This window comes from Sphingomonas sp. PP-CC-3A-396, from assembly GCF_004343105.1.
GTDB lineage: Bacteria > Pseudomonadota > Alphaproteobacteria > Sphingomonadales > Sphingomonadaceae > Sphingomonas.
Map to the genome: position 1 here is coordinate 432206 of NZ_SLYF01000001.1, position 19133 is coordinate 451338.

Consider the following 19133-nt stretch of genomic DNA (forward strand, 5'->3'; position numbering starts at 1 on the left):
TTCAACTGACATACTTCTGGTACATCCTCGTGGTTTAGCCCGACCAACACATGATCGCGGATTACCAAACTTGATAGCCACACGAATTTCTGCGCGGCGGTGCGCCATTCTGCTGGTGCCCGCACTGGCGCTCGCGGCCTGCTCCGGCGGCGACGACGCCTCTCAGAACAAGGAGGCCCAAGGCAAGGCAGGCCGCGGTGGCCAACCGGGCCAGGGCACGCCAACCGTCGGCTATGTCGTCGTCCAGCCGACCAGCGTCGCGATGACCACCGAACTCAGCGGCCGCACCACCGCGTTCGAAAGCTCGGACGTCCGCCCGCAGGTCACCGGCATCATCCGCCGCCGCTTCTTTACCGAGGGTACGCTCGTCAAGAAGGGCCAGCCGCTCTACGAGATCGACCCGCGCCTCTATCGCGCCGCCGCCAACGAAGCCCAGGCCAACCTCCAAAGCGCACGCGCCAACCAGCAGGCGCAGACCATCCTCGCCCAGCGCTACAAGCCGCTCGCCGAGATGGAGGCGATCAGCAAGCAGGACTACACCAACGCGGTCGCCACCTCGCGCCAGGCCACCGCCTCGGTCGCGCAGACCCGCGCCGCGCTGGAAACCGCGCAGATCAACCTCAAGTTCACCACCGTCCCCGCACCGATCACCGGGCGCATCGGCCGCTCGCTGTTCACCGTCGGCGCGCTCGTCTCCGCGACGCAGACCGATCCGCTCGCGCAGATCCAGCGACTCGATCCGATGTTCGTCGACATCCAGCAATCGTCGGGCGACCTGCTCGCGCTCCGCCGCTCGCTCGGCCAGAACGGCATCGTCGCCACCCGCGCCGAAGTCCGCCTGACGCTCGAGGACGGCAGCGAATACGGCGCCACCGGCACCGTCGAGTTCGCCGAAGCCTTGGTCAATACCGAGACCGGCACCGTGACGCTCCGCGCCCGCTTCCCCAATCCGCAGGGGCTGATGCTGCCCGGCATGTTCGTCCAGGCGAAGTTCGCACAGGCGATCAATCAGCGCGCGTTCCTAGTGCCGCAGGCAGGCGTCTCGCGCGACGCGAAGGGCAATGCGACGGTCTACGTCGTCGATGCGAACAACAAGGCGGTGCAGAAGAAGATCAAGGCGGACCGCACGCAGGGCGCGTTCTGGGTGGTCACCAGCGGGCTCAACCCCGGCGACCGGATCATCACCCAAGGCCTGTCGAAGATCGCGCCGAACCAGGGCGTGAAGCCGGTGCCCGAAAACACCGCGCAAAAGATCGAAGCGCCCAAAGATGACTCATCCGGTGGCGACTCCAGCCAGAAAAAGGCCGGCTAAGCCCTTATGTTATCCCGTGTCTTCATCGATCGCCCGATCTTCGCCTGGGTGCTCGCGATCATCGTGATGCTTGGCGGCATCGGCGCGATCATGAGCCTGCCCATCGCGCAATATCCCGACGTCGCGCCGCCGCAGGTGACCGTCCGCGCCACCTTCCCGGGTGCCAACGCACAGACCATCCAGAACAGCGTCACGCAAGTCGTCGAGCAATCGCTGACGGGCATCGACGGGCTGATCTATTTCAGTTCGTCCTCGTCGTCGCGCGGTTCGGTGACGATCACCGTGACGTTCGAGAAGGGCACCGATCCCGACATCGCGCAGGTCCAGGTCCAGAACCAGGTCCAGCAGACGCTGTCCCGCCTCCCCACGCAGGTGCAGCAGCAGGGCCTCGTGGTGCGGAAATCGAACCCGGACAATTTGCTGATCGTCGGCGTCTATGACGAGACCGACAAGCTGACCAACCAGGACGTCTCAGACTATCTCGTCTCGAACCTGCAGGACCCGCTCGGCCGTATTCCGGGCATCGGCGACAGCAACGTGTTCGGCGCGCAATACGCGATGCGGATCTGGCTGAACCCGAACAAGCTCGCCAGCTACCAGCTTATCCCGAGCGACGTGACCACCGCGATCCAGGCGCAGAACACCGAAGTCGCGGCCGGCGAGCTCGGCGGGCAACCCCAGCCCGACACGCAGATGCTCAACGCGACCGTCACCGCGCAGTCGCGCCTCCAGACGCCCGAGCAGTTCGCCAACATCATCCTGAAGACCACCAACGACAGTGCGGTGGTCAAGCTGCGCGACGTCGCCCGGATCGAGCTGGGCGCGGAGAACTACAACGCACGCAGCCGCGTCAACGCGCATCCCGGCGCCGGTATCGCGGTGCTGCTCGCGCCGGGCGCCGACGCGCTCAAGACCGCCGAACTGGTCAAGGCGTTCGTCGCCAAGTCCGCCAAAAGCTTCCCGCCCGGCCTGAAATTCGCCTACGCCAACGACACCACCGACTTCATCAAGCTGTCGATCGACGAGGTCGTGAAGACGCTGATCGAGGCCGTCATCCTCGTCGTCATCGTCATGTTCGTGTTCCTGCAGAGCTGGCGCGCGACGCTGATCCCGACGATCGCGGTCCCGGTCGTGCTGCTCGGCACGTTCGGCGTGTTCTATCTTGCCGGGTTCTCGATCAATACGTTGACGCTGTTCGGGCTGGTGCTCGCGATCGGCCTGTTGGTCGACGACGCGATCGTCGTGGTCGAGAACGTCGAGCGCCTGATGGAGGAACATCCCGAGATGACGCCTCGGGAGGCGACGATCGAGTCGATGAACGAGATCACCGTCGCGCTGGTCGCGATCGCGCTCGTGCTGTCCGCGGTATTCCTGCCAATGGCGTTCTTCGGCGGCTCGACCGGCGTAATCTACCGCCAGTTCTCGCTGACGATGGTGTCGGCGATGGTCCTCTCGGTGCTGGTCGCGCTGATCCTCTCCCCCGCGCTCACCGCGACGCTGCTCAAGCAGAAGCAGAAGGACGCCGAGGGCAATCACGAGAAAAGCTGGGGCGAACGCAAATTCCCGAAGGTGGCGCATGTCTTCACGCGTGCCGGCGACAAGTTCAACAGCGGGTTCGAGAAGGGCACGCAGAAATACACCAATGCCGTGCAGTCGGTGATCGACCGCAAGTGGTTGTTCCTGCTCATTTACGCGGTGATCGTCGCGGTGCTCGCGGTGCTGTTCCTGCGACTGCCGACAGGCTTCCTGCCGACCGAGGACCAGGGCTCGGGCATCGTCCAGTTCCAGCTTCCCGCCGGCGCCACGCAAGGTCGCACCTTCGCGCTGCAGAAGCAGATCGAGCAATATTACTACACCAACGAGAAGGCCAACGTCCGCACGATGTTCACCGTCAGCGGTGGCGGCGGTGGCGGCGCGAGCGGCCAGAACACGGGCCAGGGCTTCATCGCGTTCGCACCGTGGGACGATCGCAAGGGCAAGGAAAACACCGCCGACGCGATCACCGGTCGCGCCTCGAAGGCATTCGCCGGGTTCCGCGACGCACAGGTCTATTCGCTCGTGCCCCCGGCGGTGCGCGGTCTCGGTTCGTCGAACGGCTTCACGATGGAGTTGCAGAACGCCGGTGGGCTCAGCCAGGTCGAGTTCAACGCCGCGCGCGACAAGCTGCTCGCGCTCGCCCGCGCCGATTCGTCGCTGACCGCGATCCGCCTGACCGAACTGCCCGACGTCGCCACGTTGCGTGTCGATGCCGACCAGCAGAAGCTGTCGACGCTCGGCCTCACGCAGGCCAACGTGAACTCGACGCTGTCCACCGCCTGGGGCGGGCAGTACGTTAACGACTTCATCGACCGCGGCCGCGTCAAGCGTGTCTATGTCCAGGGCGACGCGCAGTTCCGTGCGCAGCCGTCCGACCTGAGCCAGTGGTTCGTGCGCGGATCGAATGGCCAGATGGCGCCGTTCTCGTCGTTCGCGAAGACCAGCTGGGGCCAGGCACCGACGACGCTGTCGCGCTTCAACGGTATCGCCTCGTACGAGATCCAGGGATCGGGCGCGACCGGCGTCAGCTCGGGCGACGCGATGAACCGGATCGCCGAGCTTGCGGGGCAGATCCCCGGCACGTCGGTCGCCTGGTCGGGCCTGTCGTATCAGGAACGCCTGTCCTCGGGTCAGGCGCCGATCCTCTACGGGCTGTCGCTGCTGGTCGTGTTCCTGTGCCTCGCCGCACTGTACGAGAGCTGGTCGATCCCGATCGCGGTGCTGCTCGTCATCCCGTTGGGCCTCGTCGGCGCGATCCTCGCGGTGACGCTGAGGGGCCTCATCAACGACGTGTATCTCCAGATCGGCCTGCTGACGACGATGGGCCTGGCCGCGAAGAACGCGATCCTGATGATCGAGTTCGCCGAGCAGGAGGAGAAGAAGGGCAAGCGAGTCATCGAGGCGGCCCTGTCCGCGGCGAAGATCCGGTTGCGCCCGATCCTGATGACGTCGTTCGCGTTCATCCTCGGCGTGTTGCCGCTGGCCCTCTCGACCGGCGCGGGCGCGAACAGCCGGATCGCGATTGGGACGGCGGTGGTCGGCGGCATGCTGACCGCGACGATCCTCGCGATCTTCTACATCCCGCTGTTCTTCGTCCTCGTCCGCCGCGGCGCGCGCGACGGCATCGCCAAGCTGCGCGGCAAGCCGACCGGCTTCCAGGGCCATGACGACCACGGATCTGACGGCGATCATAACGAACCGCTCGGACCACCCGAACCACAGGGCCCTCACCGGCCGGAGCCCGCATGATGCGCTCGCTAGTCCTTATCCTCGCCGCCTCGACCGCGCTCGCGGGCTGCTCGCTCGCGCCCAAATACGCGCGCACCGAACTCCCGGTGCCGCCGTCGCTTCCGGTCGGCGACGCGTATCTGCGGCAATCCGAGGCAGCGCTGCCCGCGATCACCTACCGCGACGTCTTCAAGGACCCGCGGCTTCAGCAGATCATCGTCCAGGCGCTCGCCAACAACCGCGATCTCCGCGTCGCCGCCGCCAACATCGCGTCGACCCGCGCGCAATACCGCATCCAGCGCGCCGACCTATTGCCGCAGGTCGATGCCAGTGGCCGCTATACCTATTCGGGCGGCGGCAACGGCACGCGCAACACCGTCACGAGCGGCACGGGTAGTGGGACAGGCACCGGTACCGGCGGAACGGGTACTGGGACCGGCGGCACTGGCATGGGCACGGGCGGCGTCGGAACGGGCACCGGTTCGACCGGGTCGGTGGTCAGTTCCTCCAGCTCGAACAGTTCGTTCTCGGTGGACCTCGGCACGACCGCGTTCGAGCTCGACCTGTTCGGTCGCATCCGCTCGCTCACCAGCGCCGCGCTCGATCGCTATTTCGCGACCGAAGCCGCCGCGCGCGCCACCCGCCTGACACTCGTTGGCGACATCGCCGACGCGTGGCTCACCTACGCGTCGGACCAGAGCCTGCTCAAGATCGCGCAGGACACGGTGACGAGTTCGCAGCGGAGCGTCACGCTGACCAACGCGCGACTGCGCGGCGGCGTGGCCCCGCGCACCGATCTTCGCCAGGCGCAGCAGATCCTGTTCACCGCGCAGTCCGACCTCGCGCAGCAACGCACCGCGCTTGCGCAGGACGTCAACGCGCTGCAATTGCTCGTCGGTGCGCCGGTCGACGCCAGCCTGTTGCCCGCCTCGATCGAACAGGCCCTGCCGACCGTCGCCACGCTCCCGGCCGGGCTCGACAGCAGCATCCTTCTGCGTCGTCCAGACGTCGTCGAATCCGAATATCAACTCCGCGCCACCAACGCCGAGATCGGCGCAGCCCGCGCGGAACTGTTCCCGAAGATCTCGCTGACCGGCATCCTCGGGTTCGCCAGCACGTCGCTGACCTCGCTGTTCAGCGGCGGCGCGTTCAACTATTCGGTCGCGCCTTCGGTCAGCTACCCGATCTTCCGCGCCGGCGCCGGTATCGCCGGGGTCGCCTATTCGAAGGCGCAACGCGACGCCGCGCTTGCGACCTACGAGAAGACGATCCAGACCGCGTTCCAAGAGACTGCCGACGCGCTCGCACGGCAGGGCACGATCGCCGACCAGCTGAAGGCGAACCAGAACTTCTCGGAGGCGGCTCTGGACACGTATCGCCTTTCGGACGCGCGCTATCGCGGGGGGATCGACACCTTCCTGAACTCGCTCGATGCGCAACGCTCGCTCTATACCGCGCAGCGTAACCTCGTCGCGACGCAGCTCGTCGGCGCGAGCAACCGCGTGACGCTCTACCGGGTGCTGGGCGGGGATTCGACGCTGGAGGCCACCGCAGGCGGACCACAACCGGTGACGATGAGCGGCGCGCCGAGGGCGGAGACGAACTGAGGCCGCCCAACCCGTCATCCCAGCGAAAGCTGGGATCTCCCATTAGGCGGGCGTCGCAACCCAAGCGGGATACCCCAGCTTTCGCTGGGGTGACGGACAGGTGTAGGTCGGCGCCGCAACTTCAAACACGCCGCTACCCCTCCACGACATCCGCTGCGCATCCACAATCCGTCATCCCAGCGAAAGCTGGGATCTCCCTCTCAGGCGGGTGTCGCGACACAAGCGGGATACCCCAGCTTTCGCTGGGGTGGTGTCTCAGCCGGAGTGGTGCCTCAGCCGGGTTCTCGCTCGGTATTGTCAGCCGGCAACCCATACCCCCTCGCCCGCTTCTGCGCCTCGACCCGCACCTCCAGCCACTGCGCCAATTCCGCCTTCGCATCGGCCAGCGCCCGGTGATCCGGCACCCGCCCGTTCCGCCGCTGCGACACCTCGCCGACCACCTCCCGCGCGAGAGCCTCGCGCGCCGCCGCCGGCTCGACATCCGCGAGGCACGCCCGCGCCGCCTCCAGTTGCGCCTCATCGCTAACGCGCAACCGCAGCACGCGACGCGGCTGGCCACCAGCCCGCAACAGCGTGCTCAGCCATTTCCCATCCCAGGACGGCGCGCTCGCGAGTAGATCGTGGCCGGCCAGCACCTCCACCATCCGCGTCGCAACCGCCCGGTGGTCCTCGCCCTCCTCCTCCAAAACCCGCCGCTCGATCCCGTGGATCGCCCGCGCCGCCGGGTCCCAGTCAGTCCACTCCGGCGCGGGCGTGATCAAATGGCTCTCCGACGTGCCATCCTCGAACACCCACGCCACCTCGATCGGGTAGCTCTTCTTCCCCAGCGACGACGCTTCGAAATCGAGGAAGGCGAGCATCGCCTCAGCCGGTCGGGCTGGCGGCGTGGACGAGCTTGGGCTCCTTGATCGGCGACAGCGTCTGCTCCTGATCCGCCGAGATCCGACGCGACCGCACGAACGGCGGCAACGTCACCGGCCCACGCGTCTTCAGCGCCTCCAGTACGCCCTCGATGACGCGCAGATCGGCAAGCCCCTCCTCGGCATCGGGCTCTGGATCGCGGTCTTCAAGGATGCAGTCGGAGAAATAGCGCATCTCGCCGCCGAACTGATCGGTCGGCTTGAAGCTCTCGTGGCTCTTCTTCTCGAAGATCGTCACGCGCTGCTCCATGGCGTCGCCGAAGCCGTACGCCGGGTCCATATGGATGCTGCCCTCGGTGCCCGAAATCGTCAGGCTGTCGACGTTGTTCGCCGCATAGGAGACGGTGAACTGCGCCAGCCGATCACCGGGAAACCGCAACGTCACCGCGAACGTATCGTCGAGATCGCCCAGCCCCAGTTCGGGATGCCGCGTGGCGACGGCCGATACGACCTCGGTTGGCTCCGCCCCGAACAGATAGCGCGTCGCGTTGATCGGATATGGCGCCATGTCGAACAGCGGCCCGGCCAACACGCCATTCTTCACGCGGTGATTGGCCGGATCGACCTTCTGCGTGAAGCACGAGGTGAACGCGATCAGCTCGCCCAGTTCACCCGAACGGATCCGCCGGATCGCATCAAGCGTCGACGGCTCGAAATGCAACCGGTACGCGGTCATTAGCTTCGCCGGCGACGCACGCTCGGCATCGCGGATTGCCTCGGCCTTCTCGACCGAAATCTCCAGCGGCTTTTCGGACAGCACGTGGATGCCCGCCTTCAGCGCGGGGATCGCGAACTCGGCATGGCGCCAGTTCGGCGTCCCGAGATAGACCGCATCGATTAGCCCCGACGCGAGCAATTCGTCGAACTGGTCATAGCGATACGTCGCCTCGACGCCGTATGTCTTGCCGAGCGCGCGTGCCTTGACCGGATCGTCGGTGACCAGCGCGGTGATCTCCGAATTGCCGGTATGCGCGACGCCGGGCATCATCGATGCCTGCGAGATGTCGCCGAGCCCGACGATCGCATAACGGACCTTCTTCTTGCCCAGCCCGAGGGCGGACGTGATCGTGGAAACTGCGCTCATGGGGAATGCCTCGGTGGATAAGGGGTCACGCGCTCAACGCGACAGCAGGCATAGCTATCCCCAGATTTTTTGACGGACGACATTGGATCCCTGCCGAGCGGGTCCCGCCGCGGCATACCGAACGCCTTGTTTCCGTGCGAAAAACGCTTTGGCGATTTACGCGAAAGAAACCACTTCGGGTAGAGTACCGCGTCACGCGAGTGTTCGGGCTTCGCGCGCCATATCTGGCATTTTGCCCCGCCAAGGTGACGAAGACCGCGATGTACGCCCCGCTTCCCTCCGCCGATCGCCGTGCGCAAGACCGGCCACCCCATCTCGCAATGCGCGGGCTGTTCGGGCTGGCCGCGGATATCAGCGATCAGGTGACCGACCTGTTCGTGCTGAAGCTCGCGCAGGTCGCCGCGGTCTGGCCGTTTGCCCTGGCGATCCAGATCGTCACCTGCGGTCTGCTGATCTGCCTCGCCGCCGTCGGCGATGCCGCCGACCACGCATCGGTTGGCGCGATCATCGTGCATGGCGGCATTCTGACACTGGCGTCGCTGCTCGTGTTCGTGACGGTCCGCGCGCCCCATACGGAGGCACTGGCGCCACACCGACGCAACTGGATCGTCACCATATGTGCGGCGATCATGGGGGCCGCGCTCACGTCGTTGATGTGGTCGGTCACATCGACGCCGGACGGCGCGATCCAGTTTGGCAGCGCGATCGCGGTCGCCGGGACGATCGGCATCACCGCGGTCAGCCTTCACCCGATTCGCGCAGCGATCCTCGGCGTCGGCACCGGCCTCGTGTTCGCGCTCGCGATCCTCGCCGGCTTCACCATTGCCGTCGCGATCGCGCTCCTGTTCTTCGGGTGCCTGATCGCCGCGACGGTCAGCCTCGCGCGGATCGATCACGCGCTCGAACTCGAGCGTGCGACCGCCTCCAACGAAGGCCGCGTCGCGGTCAAGATGATCGCCGAGTTCGAGGGCCATGGCGCCGGCTGGTTCTGGGAGGCGGATCGTCAGGGCCGCGTGACCTATCTGTCCGCCAAGGTCGCGCGCGACCTGGTCCCGTCGGGCGACGCGGTCGGCCAGATGCTCACCGATCTGTTCCGGATGGACAGCGACGCGCCGGGCACCGAACGCACGCTCGCCTTCCACATCTCGTCGAGAACCTCGTTCGCCGACTATTCGGTGTGCGCCGCGGCGCAGGATTGCGAGCGATGGTGGTCGATCTCGGGTCGGCCGATGGTCGACGATCTCGGTCGATTCCAGGGTTTCATCGGCTCGGGCAGCGATCTCACCGAAAAGCGCAAGTCGGAGGCGGAGATCACGCGGCTGGCGTTGTTCGACGGGCTGACCGGGCTCGCCAACCGCCAGCGGATGCGCGTCTCGCTCGACAAGACGCTTGCGCAGAATACCGGCCCCTACCGCGCGACGTCGCTGTTCCTGATGGATCTCGATCGGTTCAAGGCGGTCAACGACACGCTTGGCCACCAGGCGGGCGACACGTTGCTCCAGCAGGTCGCGCAACGGCTGCAACGCGGGGTCGGCCACGCTGGGCTGGTCGGGCGACTTGGCGGCGACGAGTTCAAGGTCGTGCTGCCGGGGATCGACAACCGCGATACGCTCGCGGTGCTTGCGCGCGACCTGATCGCGTCGTTGTCGCAGCCTTATTTCATCAGCGGTACCGCGGTTACGATCGGCTGCTCGATCGGCATCGCGATTGCGCCCAACGATGGCGATGACTCCGAAACGCTGGTTCGCAACGCCGATCTTGCGCTCTACGCCGCCAAGGGCGACGGGCGCGGCGTCCACAGGTTCTTTTCGGACGAGATGCTCGCAGGCGCACGGACGCGCAAACTGCTCGAGGACGATCTGCGGGTCGCCCTCGGGGAAGGCGCGTTCCATCTGTGCTACCAACCCGTCGTCAGCACCAAATCGGTGCGGATCGTTGGCTATGAAGCGCTGATCCGCTGGAACCACCCGACCCGTGGGCTCGTCTCGCCCGCCGACTTCATCCCCGTGGCGGAGGAATGCGGGCTGATCGAGGCGATCGGCGAATGGGTCCTGCGTACCGCGTGTTTGGAGGCGGCGCGCTGGCCCGACAGCATTCGCGTCGCGGTCAACGTCTCGCCGATCCAGTTCGCCAACCCGGTCCTCCCCGCACTCGTGACCAGCGCACTCGCCCAGTCGGGGATCGCGCCGGGCCGGCTCGAGCTCGAGATCACCGAGGGCGTGTTCCTCGATGAGACGCGTTCGTCCGAACAGATGTTCAAGGCGCTGAAAGGCGTCGGCGTCCGGCTCGCGCTCGACGATTTCGGCACCGGCTATTCGTCGCTGGGCTATCTACGCAACGCCCCGTTCGACAAGATCAAGATCGATCAGTCGTTCGTGAAGGGCGCCGCCGAACCCGGCAACCGCAACGCCGCGATCATCAAGGCGATCGTCACGCTCGCCGACACGCTCGGCATGGAAACCACGGCGGAGGGGGTCGAGGTGCAGGACGAGATCGACCTGTTGCGCGATCTCGGGTGCAGCCACATCCAGGGCTATGTCTATGGCCGTCCGGTCCGTGCCGAAGAGGCGTTGCTGCAACTCGGCGGCGAGAATGGTACAGCGACCGCAAGCGGCTTCAAGGTCAGCCGCGCGCCACGAACCAAGATGCTGCGCTCAGCGCGCATTCTGATCGGCGGGGTACGCGGCGACGTCCGCATCCGCGACATATCGACGTCGGGCGCGATGCTCGACGGGGTAAGGATCGACGGCAATCCCGACGGTGTCGAGATGCAGATCGAACTGATCGAGGACCAACTCACCCCCGCCCGCGTCCGCTGGGCGCGCGACGGCAAGGCCGGGATCGAATTCCACGAGGCGTTCAACCTGGAACGGCTGAACCAGGGACAGGCCTCGCGCATTCGGCGCGCAGGGTGAAGTAGGGCAAGCGCGCGAAGGCGGGGGCCCAACTGGAAAGGTCGTCGTGACAGAGGACGGCGTTCGCCACCCCCCGTGCCCAAATCGGGTCCCGACCTTCACCGGGATGGGGGCCAAAGCGTCGACGACGCGCTCACCGCCAGCATGCGCAAAGGCCTCGAACTCGCCCATTCCGGGGAACCAACCCCCGCCCCCACCGTCTCTCCTTCATGGTACATCGCGCGTCCATCAAAGCCCTGGCCTTCGACGTTTTCGGCACCGTCGTCGATTGGCGTTCGGGCATCGCCCGCGAGGCAGCACCCTTCCTCGCGCGCTTGAACCGCGGCGATATCGACCCGCACCGCTTCGCCGATGGCTGGCGCAAACGCTATCAGCCGGCGCTGGAGGAAGTGCGCAGCGGTCGCCGTCCGTTCGTGATCCTCGACACGCTCCACCGCGAGGCACTGGATGATCTGCTCCGTCATCACGCCATCGATCCCGCCACGCTCGACGAAGCCGCGCTCGTCGACCTCACGCATGCGTGGCACCGGCTCGATCCATGGCCCGATTCCGTCGAAGGCTTGACCCGACTCAAGACCCATGTCCCGATCGTCACGCTAAGCAACGGCAACATCGCGCTCATGCTGGAAATGGCCCGCCGCGCCGGTCTTCCCTGGGATGCGATCCTCGGTGCCGAAGTCAGTCGCATCTACAAGCCGCTTCCCGAATCCTACCTGGCCACGGCGCGCATGTTGGCGATCGCCCCATCCGAACTCTGCCTTGTTGCCGCCCACCATAGTGACCTGGCCGCGGCGCGCGCTGCCGGGTTGCAGACCGCCTATGTCGACCGCCCTCAGGAATATGGCGGCCGCCCCGCACCCGATGCGGGTGCCGTGCAGGATTGGGACTATCGCGTCGATAGCCTGACGCGTTTGGCCGACGAGCTGTGCCGATGACCCGCCGACCTGCCTGTGAATCGGTGGAAACGTGCGACGCGTCGCCGTATCGAACGCACCCCGGAGTAAAATTCGGCCCGGCGTGCGACCCGGCAGGGATTTGAGATGACCCTACAGACGGCCGAGGCCGATTTCCTGACCGGCGGCGGCGAGATGGCCGCGATGATCCGCGCGCATGACTGGTCGGAGTCGCCGCTGGGGCCGATCGAGCAATGGCCGCAATCGCTGCGGTCGATCGTCTCGCTGATGCTTGCCTCGGAATTCGCGATGTGCGTCGCCTGGGGACCCGAACTCGGCTTCCTCTACAACGATCATTACGCGCGGATCCTATACGACAAGCACCCCGCCGCGCTCGGCGGTCGGCTCGATGTCATATGGTCGGAACTCTGGTCGGACATCGGCCCGCTCGTCGACCGCGCTCTCGGCGGCAAGGCGTCTTTCTTCGAAAACCTGCCGCTGGTCACCAATCGCAAGGGCTATGACGAGCAGACCTGGTTCACCTTCTCCTATTCGCCGGTGCGCGACGAAAGCGGTGCGGTCGCCGGCATGTTCTGCTCAACCTACGAAAGCACCGAGCGAGTCCAGACCGAACGCGCACTACGCGACGAGCGCGAGCGAATGAGCCAGATGTTCGCGCAGGCGCCGACCTTCATGGCGATGCTGCGCGGGCCCGAGCACCGGTTCGAGCTGACCAACCCCGGCTACGACAAGCTGATCGGCCACCGCCCTGTGCTCGGTCGTACCGTCGCCGAGGCGCTCCCCGACGCGGTTGAACAGGGGTTTCTGGGCCTGCTCGACGGTGTGTTTACGACGGGCGAACCCTTCACCGCGTCGGGCATGCTGTATGCGGTCCAGGCCGAACCCGGCGGTCCGATCGACGATCGCTATGTAGATTTCGTCTATCAGCCGATCCGCGACGCTAACGGCGCGGTCGTCGGCATCTTCGTCGAGGGGGCGGACGTCACCGATCGCAAGATGCTCGAACGCGATCTGCAATCGCTCAATGCCGACCTCGAACAGCGCGTCCGCGATCGCACGCAGGAACTGGTCGAGGCGCAGGAAGCCCTCCGCCAGGCACAGAAGATGGAGGCGGTCGGCCAACTCACCGGCGGTATCGCGCACGACTTCAACAATTTGTTGCAGGGCATCACCGGCAGCCTGGAGATCGTCCAGCGCCGCGTCGCGCAAGGCCGTGTGAGCGAACTGGACCGTTTCATCACCGGCGCCACCGCCGCCGCCAACCGCGCAGCCTCGCTCACGCATCGCCTGCTCGCCTTCTCGCGCCGCCAGCCGCTCGATCCGCGCCCGGTCAAGGTCAATCCGCTGATCGCCTCGCTGGAGGACCTGCTCCGCCGGACCATCGGCGAGCAGGTTGAGCTCAAGATGGTGCTCGCCGCCGGCCTCTGGACGACGCTGTGCGATCCCAACCAGCTCGAGAATTCACTGCTCAACCTGGTCATCAACGCGCGCGATGCGATGCCGCATGGTGGCAAGCTGACGATCGAAACGGGCAACGCGCTGCTCGATGACCATTTTATCGCCAGTCAGCGCGACGTCCGCCCAGGTAGCTATGTCTGCATCTGCGTCTCGGACACCGGCACTGGCATGTCTGCGGACACTATTGCTAAGGCGTTCGAGCCGTTCTTCACCACCAAGCCGATCGGCCAGGGCACTGGGCTCGGCCTGTCGATGATCTACGGCTTCGCGCGCCAGTCGGAAGGCTATGCGAGGATCTACAGCGAGGTCGGCCAGGGCACGACGATCAAGCTGTATCTTCCCCGCCATTACGGCGACGCGGAGCAGGACGAGGCGCTCCCCAGCCTGACGCAGGATCACGCCACCGACGCGGGTGAGGTCGTGCTGGTAGTCGAGGACGATACGGTCGTCCGATCGCTGATCGTCGAGGTGCTCGGCGAGCTCGGCTATCAGGCGGTCGAGGCGCATGACGGCCCGACCGGTCTCGAACGGTTGCGGACGATGGACCGGATCGACCTGCTCGTCACCGATATCGGCCTACCGGGGTTGAACGGCCGCCAGGTCGCCGACGCCGGCCGGGCGATGCGCCCGGGGCTGCGCGTGCTGTTCATGACGGGGTATGCGGAAAACGCCGCGCTCGCGGCGGGCTTCCTGGAGCCGGGGATGTCGATGATCACCAAGCCGTTCGCGATGGAGGCCTTGGCCACGCAGATCCGGACGATCATCGAGGGCTGAGCCAGAACCCCCATCCAATGCCACCACCCCGGCGAAGGCCGGGGCCCAAATGGAAAGGTCGCAGTAACGACGCGCAGCGCTCCGTTGGCGACGTCCCCCAATTGGACCCCGGCCTCCGCCGGGGTGGTGTGGTGGTGGTGTGGGCGGGATCCCGAACAATTCCCGTTCCCCCGCGAAGGCGGGGGTCCAGGAATCACGCAGGACGACGCTCGCGGCTCCTGGGCCCCCGCCTCCGCGGGGGAATTAGAAACGGCGGAAGTCACTCAACGCCCCCCCCGCCCTGCGTTACAACCAAAGCAACATTTGCCACTTTGACCCCTGAAATAATTTTTCGTTCCCGCCCCGTTCCCTTGCACATCGCGAACCCCGCAGAACTCCACGCGTCGCGAATATCCCGCTCGCCCAACCCGCGCCCGAACGCGACGAACCGAGCCCCCTGCACCCTGCGCACCCCCTTGCGTCTCTTCGCGGTTTGGCACAATCTCTTGGGGTTGCGTTCGGGGGCGGACCCAATCACTGGTAGAACAACCCTTGCATAGTCCTATGCGATATGACCGTAAGCGCGCCTTCCACCGCCGCGATGGTCACTTTTTGTTCTCCCGTTTGAGCCCGTCCGATGGTAGCATGGCGACAGGCGACCGATTCGAACGAATACAGAACACTAGGAGCGGTTTCGATGGATTTCAGAGACAGCAGCCGGGATAGCGACATGACCACAGACACGATCGAACAGACCACTGCAACGCCCGCCGCCGAGGCCCCCAAGGCGCCGCGCCAGGCGCAGGACAGCCACTCCGTGCGCGCGCAGATCTACCCGGTCGAGGTCGATCACAGCCGCGATGCGCTCCTGACCGAATTCGGCAAGGACACGCTGAAGGACCGCTACCTGCTCCCGGGCGAGAGCTACCAGGACCTGTTCGTCCGCGTCGCCTCGGCCTACGCCGACGATGCCAGCCACGCACAGCGCCTCTACGACGCGATCTCGAAGCTCTGGTTTATGCCTGCCACCCCCGTTCTCTCGAACGGCGGCACCGGCCGCGGCCTGCCGATCTCGTGCTACCTCAACTCGGTCCCCGACAGCCTCGGCGGAATCGTCGACACCTGGAACGAGAATGTCTGGCTCGCCTCGCGCGGCGGCGGCATCGGCACCTATTGGGGCAATGTCCGCGGCATCGGCGAGCCGGTCGGCCTCAACGGCAAGACCAGCGGCATCATCCCGTTCGTCCGCGTTATGGATTCGCTGACGCTCGCGATCAGCCAGGGCTCGCTGCGCCGCGGTTCGGCCGCCGTGTACCTCGACGTCTCGCACCCCGAGATCGAGGAATTCCTCGAAATCCGCAAACCCTCGGGCGATTTCAACCGCAAGGCACTCAACCTCCACCACGGCGTGTTGATCACCGACGACTTCATGGAAGCCGTCCGCAATGGTGAGGAGTGGCATCTCCGTTCGCCCAAGGACCAGGCGATCCGCGCTACCGTCGACGCGCGCTCGCTGTTCCAGAAACTCGTCGAGACCCGTCTCCAGACCGGCGAGCCGTACATCGTCTTCGCCGATCACGTGAACAAGGCGATGCCGAAGCATCACCGCGAGCTCGGCCTCAAGGTCTCGACCTCGAACCTTTGTTCGGAGATCACGCTGCCGACCGGCAAGGATCACCTCGGCAACGAGCGGACGGCCGTGTGCTGCCTGTCGTCGCTGAACCTCGAGACATGGGATCAGTGGAAGGACGAGAAGGGCCTGATCGAGGACGTGATGCGCTTCCTCGACAACGTGCTGCAGGATTACATCGACCGCCACGAACCCGGCATGGAACGCGCCGCCTACTCCGCGGGCCGCGAGCGCTCGGTCGGTCTCGGCGTGATGGGCTTCCACAGCTTCCTCCAGGCACGCGGCATCCCGTTCGAGGGCGCGATGGCGAAGTCGTGGAACCTGCGCATGTTCAAGCACATCAGCAGCCAGGCCAACGAAGCCTCGATGCAGCTCGCGATCGAGCGCGGCCCCTGCCCCGATGCCGCCGACGTCGGCGCGATGGAGCGCTTCAGCTGCAAGATGGCGATCGCACCGACCGCGTCGATCTCGATCATCTGCGGCGGCACGTCGGCGTGCATCGAACCGATCCCGGCGAACATCTACACGCACAAGACGCTGTCGGGCAGCTTCTCGATCAAGAATCCGTATCTCGAAAAGATGCTGAGCGAGAAGTCGAAGAATTCGGACGCGGTCTGGAACTCGATCCTCGAACAGGGCGGTTCGGTCCAGCATCTCGACTTCCTCTCGGTCGAGGAAAAGGACTGCTACAAGACGTCGTTCGAGATCGACCAGCGCTGGCTGCTCGAACTCGCCGCCGATCGCACGCCGTACATCGACCAGGCGCAATCGCTGAACCTGTTCATCCCGGCGGACGTCGAGAAGTGGGACCTGCTGATGCTCCACTTCCGCGCATGGGAGCTCGGCATCAAGTCGCTCTATTACCTGCGTTCGAAGTCGGTCCAGCGCGCGGGCTTCGCCGGCGGCGTCGAGGCGGACAACACCATCGACCTGCGCCAGATCGACGTCGAGTCGAAGGATTACGATGAGTGCCTTGCCTGCCAGTAAGGCCTTTCGGCGTGCAAGCGTGACCCCGGCCCGTGACACACGGACCGGGGGGCGCCTGACGCAAAAAACCCCGGCCCGCGCGAAGCGGACCGGGGTTCGGGCTGGCTATGCGGCGCGCTCGATACGCACCGCGTTCGCGTCAGGCCTCTTCTTCGAACGTCACCGCCACGTCGGCGTTGGCGGAAAGCCGGACCTTGCCGTCCTCGATATCCGCAACCAGCCCGAGCGAGATGAAGTGATGATGCCCTTCATGGCTGCCCGTGCCCTCGACGACCTGCGCGCCCGAGTCCTTCTTGGTCAGCTTGATGCGGTTGCCTTCGACCTTGTCGACGGTGCCGACATGGACGCCGTCCGCGCCGATGACTTCGGCATGTTCCTGGATCTTGGTTGCATCGACCATGGTCGTTCTCCTGTGGTGGGTTCGGCATCTCAACGCACGTCATGCGAGTTCGCCGCATGACATATGGTTCAGCTATCATGTTCGTGGTCGCGGGCGTGCTCGGAATCGTCGGCACCGCGATGCTGCTCCGTCTGCGTAGCCCGAGCATTACCGAGCAACAGACCTACGCGTTCCGCATGATCGGCATCATGCTCACCTCGGGCGCGATCGTCCTCGCGATGTCCGCCGCCGCGATGTGGCAGTGGAGCACCGAGACATGACGCCCCCTTCCTTATCTCACCAGTTTCCCGATATAAAACCCATCTCCCGAAAGGCCTACCATGTCCCTCCTTCACGCCTCCAAGCAGTACAAGCCGTTCGAATACCCCTGGGCGTTCGAGTTCTGGAAGCGCCAGCAGCAGCTCCACTGGCTCCCCGAGGAAGTGCCCCTGGGCGAGGATTGCCGCGATTGGGCGCAGAAGCTCAGCGATCACGAGCGCAACCTGCTCACGCAGATCTTCCGCTTCTTTACGCAGGCCGACGTCGAGGTGCAGGATTGCTACCACGAGAAATACGGCCGCGTGTTCAAGCCGACCGAGATCAAGATGATGCTGACCTCGTTCAGCAACATGGAGACGGTCCACATCGCCGCCTACAGCCATCTGCTCGACACCATCGGCATGCCCGAGAGCGAGTACGGCGCCTTCCTCGAATATGCCGAGATGAAGGAAAAGCATGACTACATGCAGAAGTTCACCGTCGACAACGACGAGGATATCGCGCGCACGCTGGCCATGTTCGGCGGCTTCACCGAGGGCGTCCAGCTGTTCGCGTCGTTCGCGATGCTGATGAACTTCCCGCGCTTCAACAAGATGAAGGGCATGGGCCAGATCGTCACCTGGTCGATCCGCGACGAAAGCCTCCACTGCGAGGGCATCATCAAGATGTTCCACACCTTCTGTCAGGAGCGCCAGTGCCTGACCAAGGCGGTCAAGGACGACATCGCCGACGTCTGCCAGACGACGATCCGCCTCGAGGACAATTTCATCGACCTCGCCTTCGAGATGGGCCCAGTCAACGGCATGACCCCCAAGGAGATCAAGAAGTACATCCGCTTCATCGCCGACTGGCGCATGACTCAGCTCGGCCTGAAGCCGATCTACATGATCGACGAGCACCCGCTGCCCTGGCTCGCCCCGATGCTCAACGGCGTCGAGCACGCCAACTTCTTCGAACAGCGCGCCACGGAGTATTCGAAGGCCGCGACCAAGGGCCAGTGGAACGACGTCTGGGACTCGTTCGACAAGCGCCAGACCGCGAAGAAGGGCCCGATTGCGAATGTGGACCTGAGCGAGGTTCGGGACATGTTCAGCGATTCGGTCGCGGCTGAGTAAGTAATGACCGTGATTAGGCGAATATAGTGACTAGAGATGTCCGAGGCATCGCCAATTTCGTACTGGATAATGCCGATCGACAATCGATCGGCATTTCTAACCTCGGCCTTAACAAGATTATCTATTTTCTTCACTCTGCGTTCCTGCATCAATTTGGCGAACCTCTAGTAAGCGCAAAGATTGAGGCATGGGACTATGGCCCGGTTTTTAGAGAGGTTTACCACCAATTTAAAAGGTTCGGACGAAGCGAAATAACTGACCGAGCAAACAAGCTTGACGCATTTTCGGGAAACTATGACCGAGTCAATTATGAATTTGATTTCGAAACTGAGCTGTTTCTAAATCAACAATGCAACAGTCTTTTACGAATTCCTGCCGGAAAGCTTGTCGACCTATCCCACATGGAAGATGGGGCTTGGCATCGGGCTAGATTTCAAAATGGCAGAGTTAATCCGGGCGTAGAGATTACTAATGAGCTTATTTTAATCGAAAATCCTAGAGGGGCGAGGCACTGAT

13 protein-coding genes are annotated in these 19133 nt (G+C 64.8%); 10 read left to right on the plus strand and 3 right to left on the minus strand.

The annotated features are described in order from the left end of the window. Positions 1 to 73 precede the first annotated feature (73 nt). The 3 genes from C8J40_RS01975 to C8J40_RS01985 are packed head-to-tail and all read left to right on the plus strand — an operon-like array spanning position 74 to position 6183. Positions 74 to 1312: an efflux RND transporter periplasmic adaptor subunit gene (locus C8J40_RS01975; RefSeq protein ID WP_132895834.1), complete on the plus strand. Its 1239-nt coding sequence runs from the start codon at positions 74 to 76 to the stop codon at positions 1310 to 1312. A gap of 6 nt (positions 1313 to 1318) precedes the next feature. After that, on the plus strand, positions 1319 to 4597 hold the full coding sequence (locus C8J40_RS01980) for an efflux RND transporter permease subunit (protein ID WP_132895555.1): 3279 nt from the start codon (positions 1319 to 1321) through the stop codon (positions 4595 to 4597). Next, positions 4594 to 6183 carry an efflux transporter outer membrane subunit gene (locus C8J40_RS01985; RefSeq protein WP_132895556.1) on the plus strand — a complete coding sequence of 530 codons (1590 nt, stop codon included), beginning with the start codon at positions 4594 to 4596 and terminating at the stop codon, positions 6181 to 6183. Before C8J40_RS01980 ends, C8J40_RS01985 begins: the two co-directional genes overlap by 4 nt. A 272-nt stretch (positions 6184 to 6455) precedes the next feature. Here the strand turns inward: C8J40_RS01985 and C8J40_RS01990 are convergent, their stop codons facing one another. Both C8J40_RS01990 and C8J40_RS01995 read right to left on the minus strand, forming a co-directional pair. Further along, complete coding sequence (locus C8J40_RS01990; RefSeq protein ID WP_132895557.1) at positions 6456 to 7043, minus strand: transcriptional regulator; 588 nt, start codon at positions 7041 to 7043, stop codon at positions 6456 to 6458. Between the two features lie 4 nt (positions 7044 to 7047). Then, positions 7048 to 8187, minus strand: a complete 1140-nt coding sequence (locus tag C8J40_RS01995; RefSeq protein WP_132895558.1) for a Gfo/Idh/MocA family oxidoreductase — start codon at positions 8185 to 8187, stop codon at positions 7048 to 7050. Positions 8188 to 8387: 200 nt separating this feature from the next. Between C8J40_RS01995 and C8J40_RS02000 the strand changes: the two genes are divergently transcribed. From C8J40_RS02000 to C8J40_RS02015, 4 genes are all read left to right on the plus strand, one after another. After that, positions 8388 to 11102: an EAL domain-containing protein gene (locus tag C8J40_RS02000; RefSeq protein WP_243693163.1), complete on the plus strand. Its 2715-nt coding sequence runs from the start codon at positions 8388 to 8390 to the stop codon at positions 11100 to 11102. A gap of 209 nt (positions 11103 to 11311) precedes the next feature. Beyond that, positions 11312 to 12037 (plus strand): haloacid dehalogenase type II, encoded by a 726-nt coding sequence (locus tag C8J40_RS02005; protein ID WP_132895559.1) that lies wholly within the window; start codon positions 11312 to 11314, stop codon positions 12035 to 12037. A gap of 105 nt (positions 12038 to 12142) precedes the next feature. Beyond that, positions 12143 to 14248, plus strand: coding sequence for an ATP-binding protein (locus C8J40_RS02010; protein ID WP_207901122.1), 2106 nt, complete (start codon positions 12143 to 12145; stop codon positions 14246 to 14248). 676 nt (positions 14249 to 14924) lie between these two features. Next, positions 14925 to 16844 carry a ribonucleoside-diphosphate reductase subunit alpha gene (locus C8J40_RS02015; RefSeq protein WP_132895560.1) on the plus strand — a complete coding sequence of 640 codons (1920 nt, stop codon included), beginning with the start codon at positions 14925 to 14927 and terminating at the stop codon, positions 16842 to 16844. Positions 16845 to 16983: 139 nt separating this feature from the next. On the opposite strand, the gene C8J40_RS02020 is transcribed toward C8J40_RS02015, so the two are convergent. Beyond that, complete coding sequence (locus C8J40_RS02020) at positions 16984 to 17244, minus strand: DUF2171 domain-containing protein (protein WP_056055125.1); 261 nt, start codon at positions 17242 to 17244, stop codon at positions 16984 to 16986. Between the two features lie 56 nt (positions 17245 to 17300). Here C8J40_RS02020 and C8J40_RS02025 point away from each other — a divergent pair, with 56 nt between their 5' ends. Genes C8J40_RS02025 through C8J40_RS02035 form a run of 3 tightly spaced genes read left to right on the plus strand, consistent with a single transcriptional unit; the run spans position 17301 to position 19132 of the window. Continuing rightward, positions 17301 to 17504 carry a hypothetical protein gene (locus C8J40_RS02025; RefSeq protein WP_132736349.1) on the plus strand — a complete coding sequence of 68 codons (204 nt, stop codon included), beginning with the start codon at positions 17301 to 17303 and terminating at the stop codon, positions 17502 to 17504. 60 nt (positions 17505 to 17564) lie between these two features. Beyond that, positions 17565 to 18617 carry a ribonucleotide-diphosphate reductase subunit beta gene (locus C8J40_RS02030; RefSeq protein WP_132895561.1) on the plus strand — a complete coding sequence of 351 codons (1053 nt, stop codon included), beginning with the start codon at positions 17565 to 17567 and terminating at the stop codon, positions 18615 to 18617. Positions 18618 to 18643: 26 nt separating this feature from the next. After that, positions 18644 to 19132 (plus strand): type II toxin-antitoxin system antitoxin SocA domain-containing protein, encoded by a 489-nt coding sequence (locus C8J40_RS02035; protein ID WP_165911339.1) that lies wholly within the window; start codon positions 18644 to 18646, stop codon positions 19130 to 19132. Position 19133: the final 1 nt, after the last annotated feature.